The organism is Crocosphaera chwakensis CCY0110 (genome assembly GCF_000169335.1).
In the GTDB taxonomy this organism is placed as follows: Bacteria; Cyanobacteriota; Cyanobacteriia; order Cyanobacteriales; family Microcystaceae; genus Crocosphaera; species Crocosphaera chwakensis.
In genome coordinates this window covers 76,453-99,800 of the sequence record NZ_AAXW01000002.1, presented here as the reverse complement: position 1 = coordinate 99,800, position 23,348 = coordinate 76,453, and the positions used below count along the sequence as shown (strand labels likewise).

The 23,348-nt window shown below is 38.8% G+C and carries 20 protein-coding genes; 6 read left to right on the top strand and 14 right to left on the bottom strand.

Going from position 1 to position 23,348, the window contains the following annotated elements:
- The first annotated feature begins 10 nt into the window (after positions 1 to 10).
- Both CY0110_RS01615 and CY0110_RS01610 read left to right on the top strand, forming a co-directional pair.
- Entirely contained in the window at positions 11 to 766 is a 756-nt protein-coding gene (locus CY0110_RS01615; protein WP_035798114.1) for an LmeA family phospholipid-binding protein, read from the top strand.
- Between the two features lie 17 nt (positions 767 to 783).
- The gene (locus tag CY0110_RS01610; RefSeq protein WP_198139086.1) at positions 784 to 1,983 is read left to right on the top strand and encodes a glycosyltransferase; all 1,200 of its coding nucleotides are present in this window, start codon (positions 784 to 786) and stop codon (positions 1,981 to 1,983) included.
- Between the two features lie 195 nt (positions 1,984 to 2,178).
- Here the strand turns inward: CY0110_RS01610 and CY0110_RS01605 are convergent, their stop codons facing one another.
- The 7 genes from CY0110_RS01605 to trpB all read right to left on the bottom strand — a co-directional run bounded on the left by CY0110_RS01605 (position 2,179) and on the right by trpB (position 7,993).
- Positions 2,179 to 3,177 carry an SGNH/GDSL hydrolase family protein gene (locus CY0110_RS01605; RefSeq protein ID WP_035798109.1) on the bottom strand — a complete coding sequence of 333 codons (999 nt, stop codon included), beginning with the start codon at positions 3,175 to 3,177 and terminating at the stop codon, positions 2,179 to 2,181.
- A 227-nt stretch (positions 3,178 to 3,404) separates the two neighbouring features.
- The gene (locus CY0110_RS01600) at positions 3,405 to 4,010 is read right to left on the bottom strand and encodes a DUF3011 domain-containing protein (RefSeq protein ID WP_035798106.1); all 606 of its coding nucleotides are present in this window, start codon (positions 4,008 to 4,010) and stop codon (positions 3,405 to 3,407) included.
- Positions 4,011 to 4,033: 23 nt separating this feature from the next.
- Positions 4,034 to 4,561, bottom strand: coding sequence for a TAXI family TRAP transporter solute-binding subunit (locus CY0110_RS30700; protein ID WP_232285671.1), 528 nt, complete (start codon positions 4,559 to 4,561; stop codon positions 4,034 to 4,036).
- 13 nt (positions 4,562 to 4,574) lie between these two features.
- Positions 4,575 to 4,931 (bottom strand): TAXI family TRAP transporter solute-binding subunit, encoded by a 357-nt coding sequence (locus CY0110_RS30695; RefSeq protein ID WP_232285670.1) that lies wholly within the window; start codon positions 4,929 to 4,931, stop codon positions 4,575 to 4,577.
- Positions 4,932 to 5,202: 271 nt separating this feature from the next.
- Positions 5,203 to 5,946: a dienelactone hydrolase family protein gene (locus tag CY0110_RS01590; protein ID WP_008273006.1), complete on the bottom strand. Its 744-nt coding sequence runs from the start codon at positions 5,944 to 5,946 to the stop codon at positions 5,203 to 5,205.
- A 2-nt stretch (positions 5,947 to 5,948) separates the two neighbouring features.
- Positions 5,949 to 6,671, bottom strand: coding sequence for a ribonuclease III (gene rnc, locus CY0110_RS01585; protein ID WP_008272999.1), 723 nt, complete (start codon positions 6,669 to 6,671; stop codon positions 5,949 to 5,951).
- Positions 6,672 to 6,754: 83 nt separating this feature from the next.
- Positions 6,755 to 7,993 carry a tryptophan synthase subunit beta gene (gene trpB / locus CY0110_RS01580; RefSeq protein ID WP_008272993.1) on the bottom strand — a complete coding sequence of 413 codons (1,239 nt, stop codon included), beginning with the start codon at positions 7,991 to 7,993 and terminating at the stop codon, positions 6,755 to 6,757.
- A 257-nt stretch (positions 7,994 to 8,250) separates the two neighbouring features.
- Here trpB and CY0110_RS01575 point away from each other — a divergent pair, with 257 nt between their 5' ends.
- Positions 8,251 to 9,066: an SDR family NAD(P)-dependent oxidoreductase gene (locus tag CY0110_RS01575; RefSeq protein ID WP_008272990.1), complete on the top strand. Its 816-nt coding sequence runs from the start codon at positions 8,251 to 8,253 to the stop codon at positions 9,064 to 9,066.
- 58 nt (positions 9,067 to 9,124) lie between these two features.
- Here CY0110_RS01575 and CY0110_RS01570 read toward each other — a convergent pair whose 3' ends face one another.
- Positions 9,125 to 10,435 carry a dihydrolipoamide acetyltransferase family protein gene (locus CY0110_RS01570; RefSeq protein ID WP_035798103.1) on the bottom strand — a complete coding sequence of 437 codons (1,311 nt, stop codon included), beginning with the start codon at positions 10,433 to 10,435 and terminating at the stop codon, positions 9,125 to 9,127.
- A 163-nt stretch (positions 10,436 to 10,598) separates the two neighbouring features.
- On the opposite strand from CY0110_RS01570, the gene CY0110_RS01565 reads away from it, so the two are divergent.
- Positions 10,599 to 11,105, top strand: a complete 507-nt coding sequence (locus CY0110_RS01565) for a hypothetical protein (protein WP_035798270.1) — start codon at positions 10,599 to 10,601, stop codon at positions 11,103 to 11,105.
- Between the two features lie 118 nt (positions 11,106 to 11,223).
- Entirely contained in the window at positions 11,224 to 12,729 is a 1,506-nt protein-coding gene (locus CY0110_RS01560; protein WP_035798102.1) for a cryptochrome/photolyase family protein, read from the top strand.
- A 345-nt stretch (positions 12,730 to 13,074) separates the two neighbouring features.
- On the opposite strand, the gene CY0110_RS01555 is transcribed toward CY0110_RS01560, so the two are convergent.
- On the bottom strand, positions 13,075 to 13,413 hold the full coding sequence (locus tag CY0110_RS01555; RefSeq protein WP_035798101.1) for a hypothetical protein: 339 nt from the start codon (positions 13,411 to 13,413) through the stop codon (positions 13,075 to 13,077).
- A 245-nt stretch (positions 13,414 to 13,658) separates the two neighbouring features.
- Here CY0110_RS01555 and CY0110_RS01550 point away from each other — a divergent pair, with 245 nt between their 5' ends.
- A complete protein-coding gene (locus CY0110_RS01550; protein WP_050779939.1) occupies positions 13,659 to 15,380 on the top strand; it encodes a potassium channel family protein in 1,722 nt (573 codons plus the stop codon).
- Positions 15,381 to 15,489: 109 nt separating this feature from the next.
- On the opposite strand, the gene CY0110_RS30690 is transcribed toward CY0110_RS01550, so the two are convergent.
- From CY0110_RS30690 to CY0110_RS01530, 5 genes are all read right to left on the bottom strand, one after another.
- Entirely contained in the window at positions 15,490 to 15,975 is a 486-nt protein-coding gene (locus CY0110_RS30690; RefSeq protein ID WP_232285677.1) for an ATP-binding protein, read from the bottom strand.
- 391 nt (positions 15,976 to 16,366) lie between these two features.
- Positions 16,367 to 16,912, bottom strand: coding sequence for an AlbA family DNA-binding domain-containing protein (locus CY0110_RS30685; protein ID WP_232285669.1), 546 nt, complete (start codon positions 16,910 to 16,912; stop codon positions 16,367 to 16,369).
- Positions 16,913 to 16,990: 78 nt separating this feature from the next.
- Positions 16,991 to 20,332, bottom strand: a complete 3,342-nt coding sequence (locus CY0110_RS01540) for a tubulin-like doman-containing protein (protein ID WP_008272932.1) — start codon at positions 20,330 to 20,332, stop codon at positions 16,991 to 16,993.
- Between the two features lie 259 nt (positions 20,333 to 20,591).
- Entirely contained in the window at positions 20,592 to 21,503 is a 912-nt protein-coding gene (locus CY0110_RS01535) for a MarC family protein (protein ID WP_035798098.1), read from the bottom strand.
- Positions 21,504 to 21,679: 176 nt separating this feature from the next.
- A complete protein-coding gene (locus tag CY0110_RS01530) occupies positions 21,680 to 23,332 on the bottom strand; it encodes an arylsulfatase (RefSeq protein ID WP_050779937.1) in 1,653 nt (550 codons plus the stop codon).
- Positions 23,333 to 23,348 lie beyond the last annotated feature (16 nt).

The window sequence follows — 23,348 nt, the reverse complement described above, 5'->3', positions numbered from 1 at the left end:
GTAATGGATGATGACAGCAGTTGTGTTTGGAACCCTTCCTTTTCCCAATCAAGGTGGCGATCAAATCGTCAGTAAAGCCGTTAGTACCGCGATCGCGGCTTTATTCAAGCGAACAGGTAAAATAGAAGCGATGGTTAGAGCCGAACCCGTTGCCAAGCTATTACAAGGTAGTGTGGACGGTTTTGACTTCATCGGTAATGGAATGCTGATGTACAACGGTCTACGCATCGACGGGATGGAACTATATGTACAAGCAGTGTCAATTGATTTTAGTGCTATTTTTAAAGGTCAGGTCAAACTAAGACAACCCACTCAAGCAACCATGCGAGTTGTTCTCACCGAAGAAGACTTAACCACTTCTTTCAACACTCCATTTGTGGTAGAAAAGTTACAACGCTTACAGTACGAAGGACAGGCCTTAAACTTCAAGAAAACTGAAATGTTAGTTAATGAAGATAAATCATTGACCCTTAGAAGTCAAATTCAACTCGGAAAAACCGGAGAAACCGTTGACTTAGATATGACTTCAGAAGTTGAAGTGTTAGACCGGCGCAAAATTCAATTTATCAACGTCACCTATAAAGGGGACGACAAAGCGAAAAATTTAGGAAAAGCTTTGATTGATCATGTAAATAACTTGCTAGACTTAGATAAATTTGCCTTAGATGGAACACAGTTGAAAGTGGATCGAGTGCGTATCCGTAAAAATGAACTTATCTTTTACGGTATTGCGAAAATTGACCACTTTCCTCAACGTAAGAAGTAAAAATATTGGGAGTCATCATGACAAAATTAAGCCTCTGCATGATTGTCAAAAATGAAGAAGCAACCCTGACTAAATGTTTAGAAAGTGTCCAAGATATTGTTGACGAAATAGTAGTTATGGACACAGGATCAACGGATAAAACCGTAGAAATTGCTCAAAAATTTGGAGCGAATGTGCCGACATTTGAATGGGGTGATGATTTTGCAGAGGCCAGAAATGAAGCACTAAAGTATGTAACAGGCGATTGGGTTTTAGTGCTTGATGCTGATGAAGTTTTAAATAAAAAAGTTGGCTCACAAATTAAAGAGGCCATCGACAAAGATGAAAATTTAGTGGTTAATTTAGTTCGTCATGAAATTGGTTCCTCTCAATCTCCTTATTCCTTAGTTTCTCGTTTATTTCGTAAACATCCAGAAGTCAGTTTTTCCCGTCCTTATCATGCCATTATTGATGATAGTGTCAGTGAATTATTAAAGAAAGAAAGTCATTGGAAAATTGTTGATCTTCCTGCTATCACAGTGTTTCATTACGGTTATACCCCAGGAGCGATCGCTTCATTGGATAAGTATAATCGCGCTCAACAGGCGATGGAAAACTTTATTAAAGAACATCCTAATGATCCTTATACTTGTAGTAAATTAGGGGCTTTATATGCTCAAATTGGTAAAGAAAAACAAGCCATCAAATTATTTAAACAAGGCTTAAAATCCAATAAAGCTGATACTCATGTTTTATATGAACTTCATTATCACTTAGGAAACCTTCTCAGTAAAGAAGAAGAAAAAGAAAAGGCAATTAAACATTTTCAAAAAGCCATTGATCAGCCGATTATGGCACCTTTAAAGTTAGGAGCTTATAATAATATAGGTGTAGTGTTACAAAGCATGGGAGACTATAAAAACGCAGCCCAAGCTTACGAGACGACCTTAAAAATTGACCCTAGTTTTATCACTGGATACTATAACTTTGCTATGACATTGAGTGCTATGGGAAAATTAGCTGACTCAGTAGCAATTTACGAAAAATTAATCTCTTTAAGTCCTAATTATGCAGCAGCTTATCAAAACTTAGGAGTTGTTTTATTTAAGTTGAAGAAACTCCCTGAAAGTTCCGAAGCCTTTAAAAAAGCAGTTAGTCTTTATAACGCTCAAAATAATCAAGTTGCAGCCGAAAATTTACGCAATGGGTTAAAAGAATTAGGCATCTGGGAAGAATAATCAATATCAATAAGAGATGCAATTTAGGCAAAGCAGGGGAGCCAGGGCAACACTTTGGAGACGGGAAGAAATGATTGATATTGATATATCTTACCCCCCTCACCCCCACACTTGGTTAATCTCTTGGAGTTCAGGCTAATCTCCAAAAAATCATACTGTTTTTTCAATTAAATTGAAATTGAATTATCGAGATGTTTATTGGAATATCTTACGTTTACTGAACAATAAACCCATTCCCGTTGCTATACAGATCCCAATCGTGCTACTAGGTTCGGGAACAGTTACCTGAGACGCAACAAACTCTCCAAACTGCTGATGGAAAGTAACAGTGGGATGAAGTCCATCATAAAATAGAAATTCATTAGGATTAGAACAGACGATATCTAGATCAACACAAGGATCTGAAGTATTGGTTATCCCAAACTTCTCTGGAGAAGTAAAAATTGAAGTAAAATAGCTAAAAGCATCAATTTCGATAAGATCCATAGTAGGATCATTGCGAAATGGCTCTAAGGCACTACTTAAAAGTGCATTATATTCAACTGCGATCATAGTATAGTTAGCTGGCGAGAGACCCACTCTAGGAATAATGGGAAGACTCCCCAAATCAATCACGTTAGGAACAACAATTGTCTTTGCCCCTGCATTTTTCAATTCTGTAATAATTGTCGTAACATTATTAACCGCTTGATTAATAATAGCTGTTGCCCCTGGATCGTTTCCTTGCAGTTTTTGAAGTCCAGCATCAAAGCCATCATTACTTGCGCCCCAAATGACATATAAAGCATCTGATGGGGCAAGACCCCCTATATCAGTTTGGAACGATGCCAATTGATCTAATAAACTAGGAGATGCTGGCGGTAAAGTCCCTAAAGGACCAGTTCTTGACCCACCATAAGCATAATTTGTTCCCCCCTCTAAGGATGCAGAGATGCTAACCCCTAGACGGTTAGCAAGGGTTTCTACCCAGGTAGGCCCATTGGTGAAACGCCCATTTTCATAAGCAGTTGAAGGTTGTAATCCACCAAAAGGCACTTCCTGAAAATCTGGGGTATCAAGAAAAGCAATATTTCCGTTATCGGTTAAGCTATCCCCAAAAGCAATAACGCTACTGAAAGATAGTGCTGATGCTGCCGTTGGCATGAGCAAGCTAACCAAGGTAATAGAAACGATAGAGACTTTTGAAAAAAACATTAGTATTATTAATTAGTTTTAGAGGTTTTTCTCTCGATTTTCGACGATATTAGTACAATACGATAGGAATTTCGCATTGACAAAAGAAAGATAGATGAGATAATAACATAATTAAGCTTTTCGGACAAGCTAAATAATATTTTTATATGTGTAAATAATCATACCGTACAGTCTAGTATGATTATTGGGTCTACACTCTAGTTTTTAGTGCTTAGCACAATAATTAGTTAACGTCTAATTTCAAAGACACCTCGACAACCATTATCAACCCAAATTTTCTGACTATCATAGCCCCAGGTATCCCCTTCCCAACAACCCGCTTGACTCAACTGGCGATCAAGAACGATCCAATCATCTCTATCCAGAGACACTGGACAAGTGGTGTATTGATTACTGTCTGAATTACAAGTAATGGTTCGGCCATTATTGCTACTATTATCATTATTATCAGACCCACCAGCTAAAGCAGCAGCGATCGCTCCAACCACCAACGCACCTCCCACAATAGCGGCCGCATCACTACCGCCACTACTATTGTTACTATTATCATAACCACTGTCTCGACCACGCACAGTAAACTCAGCAGCGCAACCTCTATCCACCCATATCCCTTCTCGATCATAGCCCCAGGTATCCCCTTCAACACAACGGGTATTACTTAGTTGTTGGGTGAGTCTTACCCCTCCACGGGTATTAGTGCGACAAAATTGATAACGATACTTAAAAGATTCACAAGTTATAGTCCGTCTTGCTTCTGCGGGAATAGTTTGTAAGAGAAGTCCTAGACTAATACCAGTAATAATAGTTAGACGGTTTAGGCAATTAATGATCATTATTCTCTATCCTTAAATATAATTTACATAACAGCGCAACTCGACACCCGTTGAGAGTTAAGTTGTGATAAATCTTTTGGATCAACTTGTTTCCAAACAGGATCGCCGTTTTCTTGTAACCAAGCTAAATTTTCTGTGATTAATTTAGCTACAGGAGTGATATAGTTACAGTTTTCATCAGCAAAGGTAAACAAATAGGATTTAACTTTTAAGGTATTAACGGGTTCTGTTTGCCAGTCATAAGTATTAGCAGGAAGAACCCCGTTTGCGTAAATTTTCGATAAAAATTCGTCATTGGGTTGGGTGGGTAAAGCTAACGGTAAAACCTGAAAGTTGTCTTCTGGTAAAATCTGTTCTTCTAACACTTTCGCTGGAACCCCAACCACATAGAAAAAGCCATCAATTTCTTGTTTACGAAGGGCATCAATACTGCGCTTAATATCTAAGGCTTTTATGGCTTTCGGTTGAATATCTAAGTGATACATTAATGTAGAAGCGGTGGTACTGGTTCCACTGCCTGACTCTCCAATGGAAACTCGTTTTCCTGTCAATTCTGAAGCAGAATTAATGTCTTTTCGGGTAACTTAGATGGACTTCTTCATCATACAAAGGTAGAACAGCCCGAATAGATTCCGCTTGCAACCGTGCGATTTCATCCTTATTAGCAAAGGTATTGAGAAAGGCTAAAAGATCGCTTTGTGTCACCCCTAAAGAAATTGTTTCATGGCGAAAAACACTATCAATATTATCTAATGCTCCTCTAGTGGGAATGAGATCAATATCGAGGTTTTTAGTAAGAGCAAATTCTTCTAAATCTTTGGCAACTGAGTAATATTCTCCTGCTTCATTTCCTGTGGCGATTTTAATTTCCATCGGAGAATTTTGAGCCACTGTGTGAGAAGGAATAAAGACTAAAAACATAACCATTATTCCTAAAAAACTACACAGTAAATAATATAATTTTTTTTTCATGACTGAGGAAAGAAGGTATGATTTTTTGAAGTTAAGGCAATCGTATCAAAGTTAAGAATTAAGATTAATACTTACAAAAGAGAGAACGTAAATGATAATCTTTTCATAACTCCAACACTTCTGCCTTATCATACCATTGGTTTCTTAGATCAGTTTTTAATTTTTATTAAAAAATAAAGCAAAACCATTGACTTAAGACCATTTTGCTATTGAATCAGACCTATAACTCGCTTTTGAATAATTCTAAGACTTTTGGCCAAGCATCTTGAGCAGCTTCTGCATTATAACTGCCTCGTTGATCGCAGAAAAAGCCATGCTCTGCTCCTTCATAGCGAAATATTTTATGAGGAATATTATTCTCTTTTAAAGCTTGTTCAATCATGTCAACTTGTTCTTGAGGAATACTCCCATCTTCTTTCCCGAAAAAGGCATATAACGTCCCTGTAATATCTGGGGTACAATTGACTGTAGCTTTACCTTCTTCTCCTGGTTTCCAATTAGCAACTCCTGCTCCATAAAAAGAAGCTGTTGCTTTAATTTCAGGTAAGGTTGCAACTAAATAAACCACATGACCCCCAAAACAAAAACCGATGGTTCCTACCCCTGTTTTTTTCACTTGGGGTAAAGTATAAAGATGGTCAATAGTAGCTTGAATATCTGATAATAATTCAGATGCTTTGGTTTGATTTTTATACTTTCTACCAATTTCAATTGCTTCAGGAGTGTAACCGGTTTCAAAACCAGGCTCTAACCGTTGATAAATAGCAGGAGCAATAGCCACATATCCCTCTTTAGCAAAGCGTCTTGTGACATCTTTAATATGATCATTAACCCCAAAAATTTCCTGAATAACGATCACCGCAGGAAACTCGCCGTTTTGCTTTGGAGTTGCTAAATAACCATCAATATTTAAGTCACCATTCTTGATAACAACGGCTTCGGTAGTAATGTCTAATTGTGTCATATTTAACCTTCAATTTTTTGATGAACAACAGAGAAAAAAGCATCTTTGGCCGCTGCTTGTTCTGCCATTTTTTTAGAACGACCATAGCCTGATCCTAGTTTACGATCCTTGAGGGAAACTTCAGCAAAAAAACGTTCATCATGGCCTCGATCTTTATCTTGTTCAGTAACACGATACTCTGGTAATATTTTGTATTGAGCCTGAGTCCATTCTTGTAGAGCATCTTTATAATTTTGACGGGCTGGATCAGAGCGAATTTCGGCTGCTTTTTTTAGTAATAAAGGATCTAACCAAGGACGCACTAACGTCATGTTTTTTGTACTGAGATATAATGCCCCTAATACCGCTTCAAAAGCATCAGCCAACCAGGAAACTCGACCCATTGTATCTTGAGCAACACTATCAGCCATCAGAAGATAACGATCTAATCCATATTGTTCAGCAAACTCTGCTAACGTGCGATCGCTGACTAAAATAGAACGGATGGCAGCAAATTCTCCTACCAATTCATCGGGATAGGTTTCTAGTAATATTTCAGCCGATACTAATCTAATTACCGAGTCCCCCACAAACTCTAATTGTTGATAGTTATTTTCCCTAGAAATGGTTGGATGAGTTAAGGCTAAATCCAACAATTCTAAATTAACGACTGAGGTGTCAGATAAACCCAATTTTTGAAGGCAGGTTTCTAATTGTTTTTTTCTGCGACTATCTAGAAAAACCATTGATAATTTTAGTTTTAGTGTGGGGTGTAGGGTGTGGGGAAAGATGAGATACTAATATGTTTCTCCTCTGCTTCCCCCAAAACCTATTCATTGCCTAGATATTTAGCTACTGTTTGCACATCCTTATCTCCTCGGCCTGAACAATTAATAATAATACGGGGACTGCCTTCAAGTTGGGGACAAAGGGTTTCTAAATAAGCGATCGCATGGGAGGTTTCTAAAGCTGGAATAATCCCTTCTAACTCAGATAACCGTTGAAAGGCTGCCACTGCTTCAGCATCCGTCACACTATAATATTCAGCACGACCACTATCTTTAAGATAACTATGTTCCGGTCCAACCCCAGGATAATCTAACCCTGCACTAATAGAATGGGCTTCTATGACCTGTCCTTCTTCGTCTTGTAATAAATAACTCATCGCCCCGTGTAATACTCCTGGACGACCTTTTGTAAGGGTTGCAGCGTGTTTTCCAGAAGCAATACTTTCCCCTGCTGCTTCTACTCCAATAAGACGAATCTCAGCATCCTTGACAAACTCATAAAATAAGCCCATCGCATTAGAACCACCGCCCACACAAGCCAATAAAATATCAGGTAAACTGTCCCATTTTTCTTGACATTGGCGACGGGTTTCTTGACCAATAATATGATGAAAGTCTCGTACAATCATGGGGTAAGGATGGGGGCCAGCTACCGAACCGAGAATATAATGAGTCGTTTCTACATTAGTCACCCAATCTCTAATGGCTTCTGAGGTGGCATCTTTGAGGGTTCCGGTTCCTGCTTCTACTGGTTGCACTGTTGCCCCTAATAGTTTCATGCGGAAGACATTGAGTTTTTGCCGTTCCATATCATGAATGCCCATATAAATGACGCATTCTAGACCAAAACGGGCGCACACCGTTGCTGTAGCCACCCCATGTTGTCCTGCTCCCGTTTCTGCGATTACACGCTGTTTACCCATGCGTTTCGCTAATAAGACTTGGCCGAGGGCGTTATTAATTTTATGTGCGCCGGTATGGTTTAAATCTTCTCGTTTTAAGTAAATCTGTGGGCCAGTACCATCAGGACGGGCGTAATGTGCGGTTAAGCGTTCAGCGAAGTAGAGGGGACTGGGACGACCAACATAATCTTTTAATAATTGCGATAATTCCGCTTGAAAGTCAGGATCATCCTTGTATTGACGGTAAGCGGTTTCTAGTTCGCTCAAAGCCGGCATTAAGGTTTCAGGCACATATTTTCCCCCATACTGGCCAAAGCGTCCGATGTCATCAGGGTATTGGGTTTGAGTCGAGGATGGGGAAATGGGTGTGGTTGTCATTGTTATTTTCGTCTGGGTGTTGCGATTGAAGAAAAAGCGTTTAATCTCATTAAGATCATGGTAACTGGGTTATCGACTTTTTTCCATATTTTGGAAAATGGGGAATAAGGAATAAGTAATTTTACTTGATTTTTGGAAAAGAATCATTAAAATCAACCCGATTTCTTTACTTTTTTTGTCTACAGTAGAAAGAAAGGAAAGATGCAGTATTAATGCACCTAAATTCCTTGAAGTCTTAAAAAAGGAAGACAGTAAAGGTGAAAGTATTAGGAAAAACTGCCCTCGTTACCGGAGCGTCTCGTGGAATTGGCCGTGCCATCGCCCTTGAATTAGCTCAGCAAGGGATTAAACGCTTGTTATTAGTGGCTCGCAACAGAGTTAATCTAACAGAGGTTGCTGAAGAAATTCAAGGGATAGGAGCGAATATAGAAGTGATTATTGTTCCCTTAGATATCAGAGATTCTGTTCGTGTTACCACTGCTATCGCTCAAGCTTGGCGAGATTACGGCCCCATTGATATTTTAGTCAACTGTGCAGGAGTAGCTCACCAAAGCTCTTTTCTTTATTCCAAATTATCTCAAGTCGAAGACGAACTTTTCGTTAATTTGATGGGGACTTATCATATTACAAGAGTGGTAGCACGACGCATGGCCGCTCAAAAACAAGGAACCATCATCAATGTTTCTAGTTTAATGGGTAAAATTGCTGCCCCGACTATGGCTACCTATTCTGCTACGAAATTCGCTCTTTTAGGCTTTACCCAAGCGTTACGAAGCGAATTAGCTCCCTATAAGATTCGAGTTATCGCTTTGTTACCTTCTTTAACGGATACGGATATGGTGCAGGGTTTAGAGCGGTTTCGTTTTATGAAACCCGTTGTTCCGAAAAAAGTGGCTCAAGCTTTAGTGATAGGGTTACAAAAAGATATGTCAGAAATTGTTGTCGGATGGCAAAGCCATTTAGCGTTATGGTGTCAACGATTAATACCTTGGTTGATGCAACAAATTACGGCGATGGCTGCTCCTTTGTCTCAAAAATCTCAGTCAACTCGAAGGGTTGCAAAGATTAGCTAATGCCTTCTCTATTATTGTTTTGGGGATATTCTATCTTAATATCCCCTTGTACAATGACTTACATGGTTAAAGATTGCACATCTGTTTCTAATAAGTTAGCAAACTCCTGTAAGAAAGCAGCAGCATGGGAACCATAAATAACACGATGATCGCAGGTAATATTTACAGCCATTTGACGTTTAACTCCTAATAAACCATCAGGCGTGGCTACCACTTGGGGACTGGATGCACCGATCGCTAAAATCGATCCTTGTCCGGGAGGTAAAATGGCATCAAAGCGATCCACCCCAAACATTCCCAAATTCGATAGGGTAAAGGTGCCACTATTATATTCTTCTGGTTGTAACTGCTTGGCTCTTGCTCTGTCAACTAAATCTTTCCAGGTACGAGACAGGGAATAGATGTCAACTTTGTCAGCATTTTGTAAGACCGGAGTAATTAAACCGCCATCAGGCATAGCAACAGCGATCGCAATATTGATAGACTGAGGATAACGAATGCCTTGATCGCTGTAATTCGCATTGACCAAAGGATGTTTTTCCAGGGTGACAGCTACTGCTTTCGCTAATAATGCTGTCATGGTTACCCCTTTGGCCTTCAGTTTCTTATAAAGCTTATCTAACTCATCGGTGGTGATAGTGTAACCCACGTGGAAGGTAGGAACCTGTAGCGTAGCCACCATGTTTTGCACCACTGCTTTTTGTAGGGTATTGAGGGGAACAGTTTCTCCTGCGGTAACTGGTGCTGGAACTGCAGGGGTAGGAGCGACTTGAGGGGTAGTAGTGGTTTGAGAAGATTGAGGGGTTTGAGTAGGAATAGCAGGGGGTGTGGGGGTTTTTCCTGCTGCCTTTTCAATATCTTCTGCCACAATTCTGCCATAGGGTCCGCTCCCTTCAACACTGTTGAGAGAGATCCCTAATTGTTTGGCTAATTTTTTGGCTCTAGGAGAAGCAACAATGCGGTTACTTTGGCCATTGTTACCGTTACTTGAGGGGGAAGAGCTTTCAGTAGCTGTAGCGGTAGTTGCCGGTGCTTGAGAGGGCTGTTCTTCCTCATTTCGAGGGGGAGATTGGGGGGGAGTTCCAGATGAACCAGAGGGGCTTTTTTGTTTGGCTTGTGCAATTTCTTCTTCTGTTTCTGCGATTAAAGCGATCGCATCTCCGACGGGAGCTTCTTGACCAGCTTCAACTAAAATAGTTGCTAGATAGCCATCATAGAAAGATTCTACATCCATATCTGCTTTATCCGATTCTACAACAACCACGGTTTCGCCTTTGGCAACTTTATCCCCTGGAGACTTCACCCAAGAGACGATTTTACCCTCGGTCATGGTAGAACTTAATGCAGGCATGAAAATATCGTGAATCATGGAGCGACCTTCCCAAATGTAATGTTAAAGCGTTATCAATGGTGTTGCTGATGATAGCAAAGGCAATTTTTTTGAACATTTATGCCGTTGTCTATTGTAGCCGAAATGGTGCAATTTTCGTATTTTTTATACTATGGTTGCAATGTATCTTCTTAATTTGAAAATGATTAACTTAAGACAAGCAGTATTTTATGAATATGTAGATGATGGGGTTATTGAAATTTTCGACCGATACAAATGGGGACTCAGACGCTTGGGGGTTAATTTTTCTCAAGACTTATTAGAAACCATTATTTATTGTTCTCATAATTTAGAGAATACTTTAATGGCGTTTTGTTCTTGGGTTTTATGGTTAAAAAGCAAAGGAGAAAAAACGAATCCTGAGATTTTATCAGAAACCTTAATTCAAGCCTTAAAATCTGATAGAGGTTGGATACCTTATGATTATCAAAAAGATTTTTTAGAGCAAAATCTAGACCTTTTAGAAAGTCCTCAAGTCTTTTTATGGAAAGTAGCAGAACAACAGTTAGGAGAAAGTTTAAGAAATCGTGCGATCGCTGATATTTCTGAAGAGGGTAAGATTATTTTTCACCCTAATATTACGTTGACCGATGAAGAAAAAGAAAAAATTGAAGAATTTAAAGTTTATATTAATCAATTATATTTATAACATCTTAATTTAGATAGATATAGAAATAAAAAGATAAAGATAAAATACTTGGAAACCATCGAATAATTAGTTAAAATTAATAAGATTGTTTGTTATTCATTAAATCAATTTATAATTTATGATTATTGGTATTTGGATCTTAGGAAATCAATTACATTCAGAACAAGCTGCTTTACTCAGTCGCAAAAATAATAAACAAGAAACTCCTGTTATTTTTATTGAGTCTCATCACTATATTCAAAAAAAACCTTATCATCAACAAAAGTTAGTGTTAGTTTTTTCAGCAATGCGTCATTTTGCTGAAGAATTAAGCGCACAAGGATGGCAAGTTACTTATAAAATAGCACAAGATTTTAAACCATCGTTAAATGATTGGATTAATCGCAATCAAATCACAGAATTAAGACTGGTAACTCCCTATGATCGCCCATTTTTAAACTTAATCAATAGTTTTAAATTAGATTGTAAAATTAAGTTTATTCCTAATAATCATTTTCTTTGGAGTCAAGAAGAGTTTAAACAATGGAATGACTCGCGTAAACGCTTATTATTAGAAGATTTTTATCGAGAAGGAAGAAAAAGATTTAATGTTTTAATGGAAGAAGATCAACCCATTGGAAAGAAATGGAATTTTGATAAACAAAATCGTAAACCTCCGAAACAAAACTTAAATCCTCCTACTCCCTTATGGTTTGAACCAGATGATATTACTCAACAAGTTATTGATGATGTTAAATCTTATAAGATAAAAACCTACGGTAAAATTGAACCTTTTAAATGGGGAGTAACCCGCTCACAAGCATTACAAGTATTAGACCATTTTTTAGAGAATAATTTAAACAATTTTGGCACTTATCAAGATGCTATGATCACAGGAGAATATACGATGTGGCATAGTTTAATTTCTCCTTATATCAATCTTGGATTATTAAGACCGTTAGAAGTCATTCAAAAAATTGAAAAAGCTTATCATGATTTTAATTATCCTTTAAATAGTGTAGAAGGTTTAATTCGTCAAATTTTAGGATGGCGAGAATATATGTATGGAATTTATCAATTAATGGATGATGATTATAGGGATAAAAATTGGTTCGATCATCAAGAAAAATTACCCGAATTTTATTGGGATAGTTCTCAAACGGATATGAATTGTTTAAAACAAGTTCTGCAACAGGTAGAAGAAACCGGATATGGTCATCATATTCAAAGATTAATGGTTTTGAGCAATTTTGCTTTAATTGTTGGGGTATCTCCCCAAGCTATTAATGATTGGTTTCATAGTGCTTTTATTGATGGGTATGACTGGGTTATGGTTCCAAATGTGATAGGAATGGGACAGTTTGCTGATGGGGGAATATTAGCTTCAAAACCATACGCAGCATCTGCTAATTATATTAATAAGATGAGTGATTATTGTAAAAATTGTGTTTATAAACAGACGAAACGCACGGGAGAAAAAGCTTGTCCGTTTAACTTCTTTTACTGGGATTTTTTATCTCGCCATCAAGACAAATTAAAATCATTAGGAAGAATGAATCTTATCTTAGCTAATCTCAAAAAAATGGACTCAGAAGAATTAGAAATAATACAATCTCAAGCACAGCAATGGAGAGAGAAACATTAAAAATATTGCCATAGTTATTTAGTAAGCTAAAGTATAGCAACTAATACTAGATCCGCTTTAGATAGTATAGTATTAAGTCTTGAAGCAGGGAGCAGGGAGAAAAAATGTTACTCTACTAAAATAAGCGGATTTGGTATGATAATTATCTTAGATTTAGCTAAAATATGGTAAAAAGTCAAAAAATCCCCCTAGGTTAAGGAGGATTTTTTTAAAATCTAAATTTTTTAAATCTAAAATTAACGTGAGTTCAACGAAAGGGAATTTATGGATAATTGACAACAAATTTGAAGTCTCAAACCCCTGTTATCCCATTGAAAAAAGAATAATTCCGAACTCAGGTTAACATTATTGTGGTTCTTGATTTTGGTTAGCTGCTTCTTGTGCTTCTAACATTTGTCTTTGTGCTTCTTTAAAAGACTTAGCTGCTTCGCTAAGGTTATTGCGTGTATCCTCAGCAAACTCGCCACCACTACGACTCCTTTCTAAATTAGCACGGTGCATTAATCCCAACGGATTCATAAAATCCCCTAATTCGCTTCCATTAGGATCTCTTTCATTGCTCTGATAAGGCTTATCCACTTGATCAATGGATTGTGCTACAGTTACAGGAGCTAACCCTAGGGTGGTTCCTAAAAGGGTGAGAATAACCGCTATTTTTTTAGTTTTAAATGGGTTAAACATCATAGATTTTCTTCCTCAACACTATTATTTTTGTGTTCAACTAATAATGGAACATTATAAGTCTGCTAAAACTATATTCAGCATCACAAGACGCTAGAGTCATAGCAACTGTTTCTAGAATACATCATTATTCGAGAGATCATTAACCATTAAAATAGTCTAAAATCTGCTAAATCGTAAAGAATGCTACAGACAATGAGGAAAGGAATCTATCATAGTTAAAGTTTAAAAAACAATCAAAACTTTCCATGAAACCACAAATCATAGTCTGTGGGTTAGGACGAACAGGATATAAAATCTTTCGTTTATTAAGACGACAAGGGGCTGCTGTAGTGGGGATTAGCGACCGCCTAATTTTAGGAGAAACCTCTGAAAATGTCGTTGTCGGTGAATTATGTTCCCCGTCAACCCTAGCTAAAGCAGGTATTCATCACGCTCATACTCTCGTTTTAGCCAGTAATAACGATGCCATTAATTTGGGAACCCTAACCCAAGCACGTATACTCAACCCTAAAATCCGTATTATTAATCGTCTCTTTAACCATACGTTAGGGGAAAGACTCGATCAAACCCTTCCCCATCACCATACTATGAGCGTGGCCGCCTTAGCTGCCCCTATTTTCTCCTTTGCAGCCTTGGGGAATAAAGCGATCGGCCAACTACAATTATTTAACCAAATTTGGCCCATTGAAGACGTGGTGATCGATGAAAATCACCCTTGGTTAGGGCTAAATTTAGGGGAATTGTGGGAATGTCCCTCACGGATGTTAATTTATTATTTACCGGCTCATGGAGAATTGGACTTAGTTTCGGCGGTATTGCAGGAAAAAACCCTGCAATTAGGGGATCATTTGATTATTGGTACTCGTTTAAGCAGTCGTTCTCAACGTCGCTTTTGGGGGCAGAAATTTGTCAAAGCGATCGCCAATTTACGGCGTTATCAGCGTTATGTTAATCCTGTCATTGCAGTAACTTTATGTTTATTGGGGATGATTTTTGCTGCTACTTTTACCTATGTGGCAGTCAATTATAATACCTCTTTGGTGGATGCCTTATACTTCTCTGTGGGTATGATTACTGGTGCTGGAGGACAAGAACAAGTCGCTGAAAAAGCTCCGGCCAGTATTAAAGTATTTACCGCTATTATGATGATTGTGGGCGCAGGGGTAATCGGCGTATGTTATGCCTTGCTCAATGATTTTATATTGGGGAGTCGTTTAAAACAGTTTTGGGATGTGGCCAGAGTTCCGACCAAACATCATTATATTGTCTGTGGTTTAGGAGGCATTGGCATTCAAATTGTCCGTCAACTTCAGAAACAAGGTCATGAAGTGGTGGTAATCGAGTCTGATGCGAATAACCGCTTCTTACACACAGCCCGATCGCTAAGGGTTCCCATTATTTTAGAAGATGCGCGAGTCAATGACACTTTAAAAACAGCTAATCTTCAAAAAGCCACGGCGATTATTGTTGTGACTAGCAACGATATGATAAATGTTGAGATCGGCTTAACTGCTAAAGCGATCGCTCCTCAGATTAACATTACTCTGCGATCGCAAGATCCCCAATTTGGTCAGTCGGTTCAAGAGGTATTTGAGTTTGAAACGGTGTTATGTCCCTCGGAGTTAGCCACCCCTTCCTTTGCTGCTGCTGCGTTGGGGGGCAAAATTTTGGGCAATGGCATGACAGAAGACTTATTATGGGTAGCTTTAGCCACTTTAATCACCCCGAAACATTCTTTTTCTGGGCAAACCGTGAAAGAGGCAGCGATGAAAGGGGGGTTTGTCCCTTTGTATTTGGAACGAAACCCCTTAACGATTCATAGTTGGGAGTTATTAGAGACTCAGTTACAGCCTGGGGATATTCTATATCTAACCATGCCAGCCAATGAATTAGAGCAATTATGGCGCATTCCTTTTAAGGAGGCAGAAGGCAGGAGGCAAGAGGCAGGAGGGAAGATTTTTAGTTAATAGATTTGTACTAGCTCTGGATTTGCGTTAAAGCACTTTTTTTCTGTCTATATAAGGGTTTTGCGAATTTGACCTAATTCAAATGGATTTGCGTTAAAGCACTTTTTGTCTATGCCCAAAACGGAAGATAGCGAGCGTAACGAGTTGAATTAGATTCTGATTCATCAGATTTGATCAGTCCAGCTTCTTTTGTTGCTCCGATTATTTGAGAAACTGTACCACTTTTTGACTTGTTCAAACGAAAGCGATCTCGTAAGCTTTGGTTAGACATTCGTCTATTGCTGATGTAAAGAAGGCAACAATGCTGATAGCAAGCTCGGATACGGTCAGATTGACTCATGTCATTAAAATTTTGATGAGCAAATAAAACTGAAATGGTTCGGATGTCGCCTACTCTAAAATCTGGGGCAGGGAGTTGATAAACTTCGGAAGCGCCAATAACTTTATCGATACCGCTTCCCTTTTCTTCACAAATCCCAAAACGACGCATTATGTCAGCTAGTTGTTCATTACGGGAACGATACTCGTCTATGAAGCGTTCTACTCGAATAGTTGGAATACCAGGATTAGATATTTCCACTCGATCATCATACATTTCAATTACCACTGAAGTTCCTGTGGCCAGAAAGTCCTGATGAATCAAAGCGTTAGCAATCAGTTCTCGCAAAGCTTGTCTGGGAAACATTTTGACTTCTTCTCTGACAACTTCTTCAATAATGCGATTTTGGGGAGCTAAGTTATAAACAAATTTCACTAAACCTTCAAAACCTACGGCATAGCCTTTCTGTCCTGTTTGATCTGTACGAGTGTTAAGTTTATTTATTCCTTCGTAAATAATGACTCGTGGAGCTTTACGGGCTAAAGTAGGCGAAAAGCTGTCAAGTTGTTTGGCAAGAAGAATGGCTGATATATTGGGAATTGTCCAACCTTTTGCTGTTTTTTTGAGAAGTTGATCGCTTTGTAATCTTTCTAGGACAGCATTACGATTAGTAGGATAAGGAAATTTTAGTAGTTGAAAGTAGGTTTGTGTGTCTAATAAGTCGATGACTTTCTCTGCACTGATATGAGAACAAGCAGGTTGACAAAACCAATCTTGTTGATCTTCCTTCGGCAAAGATACGCTTAAGCATATCTGGGGTCATGGGGACAAGTTCTTCCCCTGCTCGCATCAAATATGCACCGTCAAAGGCTATGGGTTGTCCTGTCGGACGGGTTGGCACTTCAAATACCAATACTCGCCCATTAGGGTGTGGTAATTCTGTGATTTCGACCCGTAGGCGAAGTTGCTGGACAATTTTGGCTTTAATTTTATTGAGTGCTTCGGGTGTCGGAAAGGCTTGAGAACCAACAATTTGACGGGGACGTTTATCAGTAATACCTAAGATGAAATACCCGCCCCCTTCATTGGCGAGGGCGACGCAATATTTCATTAGCTTGGTTGTATCGTATTGATTTTTGGCTTCTTTGAATTCTAGTCTTTCATCTTCAGGAGGGATGTTTAACCAACCTTCTAAGACTTCTAGGGTAATCATTCAGCCTCCTTTTTAACAGTAGGGTTTGTTAATTCCCCCGTTACTATATTCATCTTCTGTTATTCCTATTCCCTTGATTTAAAACAAATGTTCTAACTCTGCCACTTCTGAAACGGTTGTCCACCCTTCCATCCCGGCACACCAAATATAGGTTTGAGGGGTAACGCCTTGGGTTAATAATTCATCGGCAGAAAAGGGACCAGTTTGTTGATTTTCCTTATAAAGATACCATTTTTTAGGGGCAGGAGGTTGAGGGGGTTGAGGGGGTTTTTCTGTTGTTGTTTCTGGAATATGACTAACCGTTTCAGTGACATAAAGTTGATAATCATCGATCAATCTCTTAATGATTTCTGCCTCTCGTTTGTATTCAGGACTATCTTTTCCTCCTTGTTTTTCTAATTCTAAGGAACGGTGTTCTAAATAAGCCATTAAAGTTTGATAAAGTTGTCGTTTTTGTTGAGGGGTTTCTGCTTGATCTAACTTTTTGGTAATTTGTCGTTGTATTTCTTCTCTATCTTCACGACAGGCACGAACTTCTAGTATTTGTGAGGCTTCTTCCCAACTTGAAGCAATGTCAACGTTTTCTAAACCTATATTGGTTTTACGAGTATAACGAATCGTATTTTCTCTTGTAGCTTTATTTTCTGATAAGTATAAAACGTTTAATGCTCTTGCTTGAATGACTAATTGAAAGATCGTTGGATCTTCGGGAAAAACATCCCAAAAAGGGGGTTCTTTTTGAATGTGAACAGGAATAGGTAAGTCTCTCGGTTCTCCTCGTAGTTGGGCGCGTTTGGCTTCAATACTATCCCCTTTCCAGTCTTGATAGGACTGTCTTAATTCTTTCATCCCATCAATACAACGTAAAGAAAAGCCTCCTGTTTCTTGTACAAATACGATACGATGGCGTTCAGAATCTCCTAAAGGTTTAATGGCACTCTCTTTAATATCAGGGAATTGTTGCAGTAAAGGAAGCAATTTTTGGGCTGCGGGATCGGCGGTATTTCTTCCTCCTAAAATTCCCACATTGACGTTAGTTGAAGGGGCAAAACCTGCATCTTTTCCTGATAAAATCGCCCGATTCATCATAATTAAGGGCTTAGATTTATGATAGGCAATACGAATATTATCGGTAATTTCGGTTTCGTCATTGTAGAGTTTAAAGAGGCGATCGCAGGCTGCCATTTCGGTATAAAGATGGGAATTTTTTGGGGTTTTATCCACCACCGTTTCTTTACTATAATTGTAGATAATTTCTTCAAGATCCTCTTGCTGCACATCAGGAATTTTAGGAACATCAAATAAGCGCATATATTCATCAGCGAGGCGGTTTTTCTTCCATAAAGGACTCGCTTCTTTTAAAATATCTTCTGAAAGGGTACTACAGATTTGATCCAGTCCCATTTCAAAGCGACTTTTACTGCCTTGAACGTTTGACCCCAACTTTTCAATTAAGTCTTGATACAGTTCATTCATCTTATCTCTATCATATAATTTAATACCATTAATTGTTAAGACATCGGCACTTTCGGCTTGATGATCCGCTTCTTTTGCAAATTCGTCTCTTGTCTGTATTAAACGCTGTTGGAAACGATTTAAACGTCTTTCTAAATTGTCTAATTCTTCTTTTAAACGATCAATAACCACTAAAGAAGCAGCACGGGTTTTTCGTTGAATCGTTGCGATTAAACTACCTTGAAGATTCTCTAAAATGCTATCACAACACAACGTTATTCTATCTTTTTTGGTAATACCATACTGAGATTTAATTTGATTAAATTCTTCTAAAGCTTTTTCGTATTCTTTCTGTCTTTCTGTTTCTTTGGGTTCCCAGAGTTGTTCTTTTTGTTGGCTAAATCTTTGTCTAGTATCATCAAAAATTTGTCTTACCATAGTAATAAAAGTATGAGCAAACTTAGGACCTAAATTCCGATCTTCAATAATACGATACAGTTCATCTTCTAGGGCTTTTCTTCCTTGGCTAATGGTGCGATCGCGGTTATCATATATTCTTTGAAAATAGTCCCCATGTAACCGTTCATCAGGACTTAATTCTCGAAAATGATCTTGTTTATAACTATTAACTTTTTCTTTAATAAATTGATCTAAGTCTCTAATTTTTCCCTGTTCTTTACCAAAAATATTAATGCCTGTTGCGGTACACTGTAAATAGTTTTCTTGATTAATTGTTTGTCGTAGTTGGTTAACCCATTGCGATACTTCTTCGATATAAGATTTATCTTGGGCAGCACCCATATCAGCTAATAACTCCACATCGGTTAAACGCATTTTTTTAAGAATATCGTTTTTGATAAATTCCATCGAATCGGCTGGTAGTTGTACCTGTTCATTTAACCACCAATTAACGATATCTTTGGCTAACCGATAACATAAAGAATTTCTAATCTGAAAAATGGGAATTTCAATAGTAGATAAACCAAAACTCATAAAGTTTTTGGGATAACCTCTACCGCCAGGATCGGCTTGCGCCCAAGCTGACTTAATATTGTCGCGAATTGATCGCTTATGAGGAGAGAAATCTGAAGTCAAATCTAAGAAAATATTTTGTGCGATCATTTCCCGTATTTGATCCAGTTTAAAGTCGCTTTCTCCGTTTTTAGTTCCCACTAAATAAGTAAAATCAAAGGGGGCGCGGTTGCTGCGAACTTCATCGGCTAAATTCTTACTAAATTGAGAATTGTATTCAGTTCGATAGTCAGAAAAATAGCTTAATTCCATCATAGCTGCGTAGCCATTTGCTAAGACGCGATCGCCTACTTTTATTCCTGCAAAGGCTTGAGGCATGGGAACAATAGCAGTAACTAAAGGACTGCCTTCTGCCTCTAACCATTTACGCACACAGTAACCGATATCGATCAGCATTCCACTTCCTGTTCCCCCAGAAAGTGACCCTGTAACAAACACATTGATCGCGTTGGTACTGACTTTAATACCATAGCGATCTAACATAAAATTTTCACGGCCTTTAACTCGATTTACCGCCCCTAAAAATTTATCTCTAATATCATGATAATTACAAAATAAAGCAAATCTTCCACAAGCGCGGATTTGTCCGGCGCCTGCTTCTAAAGAAGTAATATTTCTTTCTAATTCTCTGGGAAACCAACGATCAATCCAAGGATATTGTTCCATATTAGAAACCATATCGCTGACTTGTTTTCCACTAACACTAGCCCAATGTTTTTCGTGATCTTTAAATTTACTCCCTCCGGCTTCTGGGTTACTAATTTTATAATCTTTATCGGTATCAACTACTAAAAAACTGAGGATAGGAAATGCCTCTAAACTGCCGTAGGTTTCTTCAACTAACCTGCGTATTCTTGATAAGATTTCAGCCCCTGTTCCCCCAACACCTACTAAGACAGTGGGAACCATACTTTTTTCTTCAACTGCTGCCATGTTCACCTCCTGATGCTTATGATCTATTTTAGGTTAAGGAACCATGGTAGAAAACTTCGTACTCAAGGTTTCAGCTTTCATAATAGCTAACTTTCTCGTCCTCACGTACTGACTACAAACTTAGTTTAATAATGTTGTCATCCAATTGTAATTTGATGGGTTTGATCAACCCATCAACCTGAGTTAAATTATATTCTTCATTCTGACGTTTAAATTCTGACTCTCAACGCCACCAGAACCTAGTTTGGTCGAACTGATATTAATTAAATTGTAAGAGGTCTTCTAAAATGAGTGCTTGGATATGAATACCGATAAGAATGATCTCTATCCCTAAGGCTAACTGCATTACCCCTAACACCAATCCTGCAATTTGTAATGTGGGCAATTTAATGGTTTTTAAGATGGGACGAGCAAACAACATGGCCAACAAATTTAAAACCATAACTAAAATTAGCATGATTGGAACAATAAACGGGCGATCGGAAATGCGATTATTAAAGACCATTAAAATTAGGGCCAGGGCAATGCCATAAGGGGGCAAAATAGTAGGAAATACCAGGGGATTGATCAACAGTTTCATAGAGGGTTCTATTACTGGTTCATTGGCTGTTGACCCTTTGTATTGAGACATCACTGCTTGTAAAGAGGCCAGGAATAGCATGATACCGGCCGCCATGAGCAAAGCAGACATACTCACTGTCCATTTAGTGAGAATATTGCCACCGAGTAAGACCACTAAAACAATAATAAGGGTTGCTAATCCTGCACCATTAAGAGCTAAACTTTTCCGTAGGTCATCATCGGCAGTTTGGGTTAGTTTAATAAAAGTGGGAATGATTTTAACTGGCCCTAAAGTGACAAAGAAGATAATAAAAATATTACGCGCCCCTAAAACGCCACGAAATTGTTGTAACTCGCTTAGGTTTTGCTTTTCCCAACTTTGATATCTATCGGGATCTGGTTCAGGGGACTCCATTTCTGAGTCAGCTTGAGCGAATAGAAGGAGTTGTTCTTGGGCGTTTGGGGTTTCTATTACTCTATCGGTTAGGGATGTAGCAACAACAGGGGCGTTTACCGAAAACCAGAGAGTTAATACAGCAATAAAAGATAAGATAAACGGCATCAAGAAACGCCGTGTCAATGGAAAATGGGGAAAAACTTTAGATTTCATCAAAAAACCTCATTAGTTTTCTTAAGTATTCTAATTAACTAGAATGTGATTGATAAATATTACTTGTTGTTCCATCAGGACTAAAATTCTGAATCTTTTTTGAAGTGTTTAAAATTTCAATGTCGATAACATTTCCTTATTTTTAGTAAGGTGGGCAATGCCCACCCTACGAATATTTAGCTACTTGGTGGTACTAACTTGTCTAACACTTGGTCAATGGTGAAACTGGCTGCTTCTTGACGGGGTGGATACTCCTTAAAGGTTTCAAGGAACTCAGCCACAAACCCTTGAGCCGGAACTAACAAATAAGTATGATTGAGATACCAGTCCCAATACCTATTGGAGGTAATACTTGCCCGTTCGTAAGGGTCAGTCCGTAAGTTATACAGCCAGGGAATACGGGTTTTAACAAACGGTTCACCCCAGAGGGCTGCGGTTCCTTCGGTGCGTTGCTGAGCAAAATGGACTTTCCAGTTGTCGTAACGCATGGCGAGTAAGTCGCCATCGTCGGAGAAGTAGAAATAGTCGTCTCGTGGACTGTCTTCTGTTTCCCCAGTTAAATAAGGTAAGAAGTTGTAACCGTCCAAGTGGACTTTATAGGTTTTGCGTCCTACTCGGTAGCCTTTCAGTAATTTTTCTTTAACATCGGGATCACCGGCTGCAGCCACTAAAGTCGGCATCCAGTCCAGGTGAGACATAATGTCATTGGAGATGCTACCCGGTTCAATATGTCCCGGCCAACGAACCATAAAGGGAACACGGAAAGCCCCTTCCCAACCGGTGTCTTTTTCTCCTCGAAACGGAGTCATAGCAGCATCAGGCCAGCTATTCATGTGAGGCCCGTTATCGGTGCTATAGATAACGATGGTATTATCTGTGAGTCCTGCTTCGTCTAATGCGTCTAACACTTGACCGACATTTTTATCGTGGTCGATCATCGTGTCATGATAAGGAGACTGCCACCGTCCTGCTTGCCCTAAACTTTCGGGTTTGGTATGGGTGTGATAGTGCATATGGGTGAAGTTGGTCCACAGGAAAAAAGGTTCAGCAGCGTTGGCGTGTTTTTTGATGTATTCGACAGATCGGTTGGCAATGTCGTCATCAATAGTTTCCATACGCTTTTTAGTTAATGGCCCAGTATCTTCAATGCGTCCGTCAGCAAAACTGTGAATGACACCACGGGGCCCGTATTTTTTGCGAAAATTAGGAAAATCTTCAGGGGGAGGATAATCAGCCTGTTCGGGTTCTTCTTCAGCGTTTAAATGGTAGAGGTTGCCATAAAATTCGTCAAACCCATGATTTGTGGGTAAAAATTTATCTTTATCTCCTAAATGGTTTTTGCCAAACTGAGCAGTATCATACCCCAAAGGCTTAAGCATTTCGGCAATGGTGGGATCTTCTTCGCTTAAACCGATATCTGCGCCAGGAAGTCCGACTTTACTTAAACCAGTGCGAAAAACACTTTGTCCGGTAATAAAGGCAGAACGACCAGCAGTACAACTTTGTTCTGCGTAATAGTCAGTGAATAACATTCCTTCTTCGGCAACGCGGTCAATATTGGGAGTTTTAAAGCCCATCATGCCTTTAGTATAAACACTAAGGTCACTTTGTCCGATATCATCCCCCCAGATAACGACAATATTCGGTTTACCCGTGGTCATGCTTTCCACTAATGCGGGGGCAGGTTCATAGACTTGCGCTACAGCAGTCTGACTTAAAGATAAGCCGTCAACTAACAAAAAAGTGATACTTAAAGCGATCGCACATAAACTTTTTATGATTTGTTTAAGCGATAGCTTAACCTCTATAAATTCTATTGATTTCATCATGAAAAAGATTAAAAAG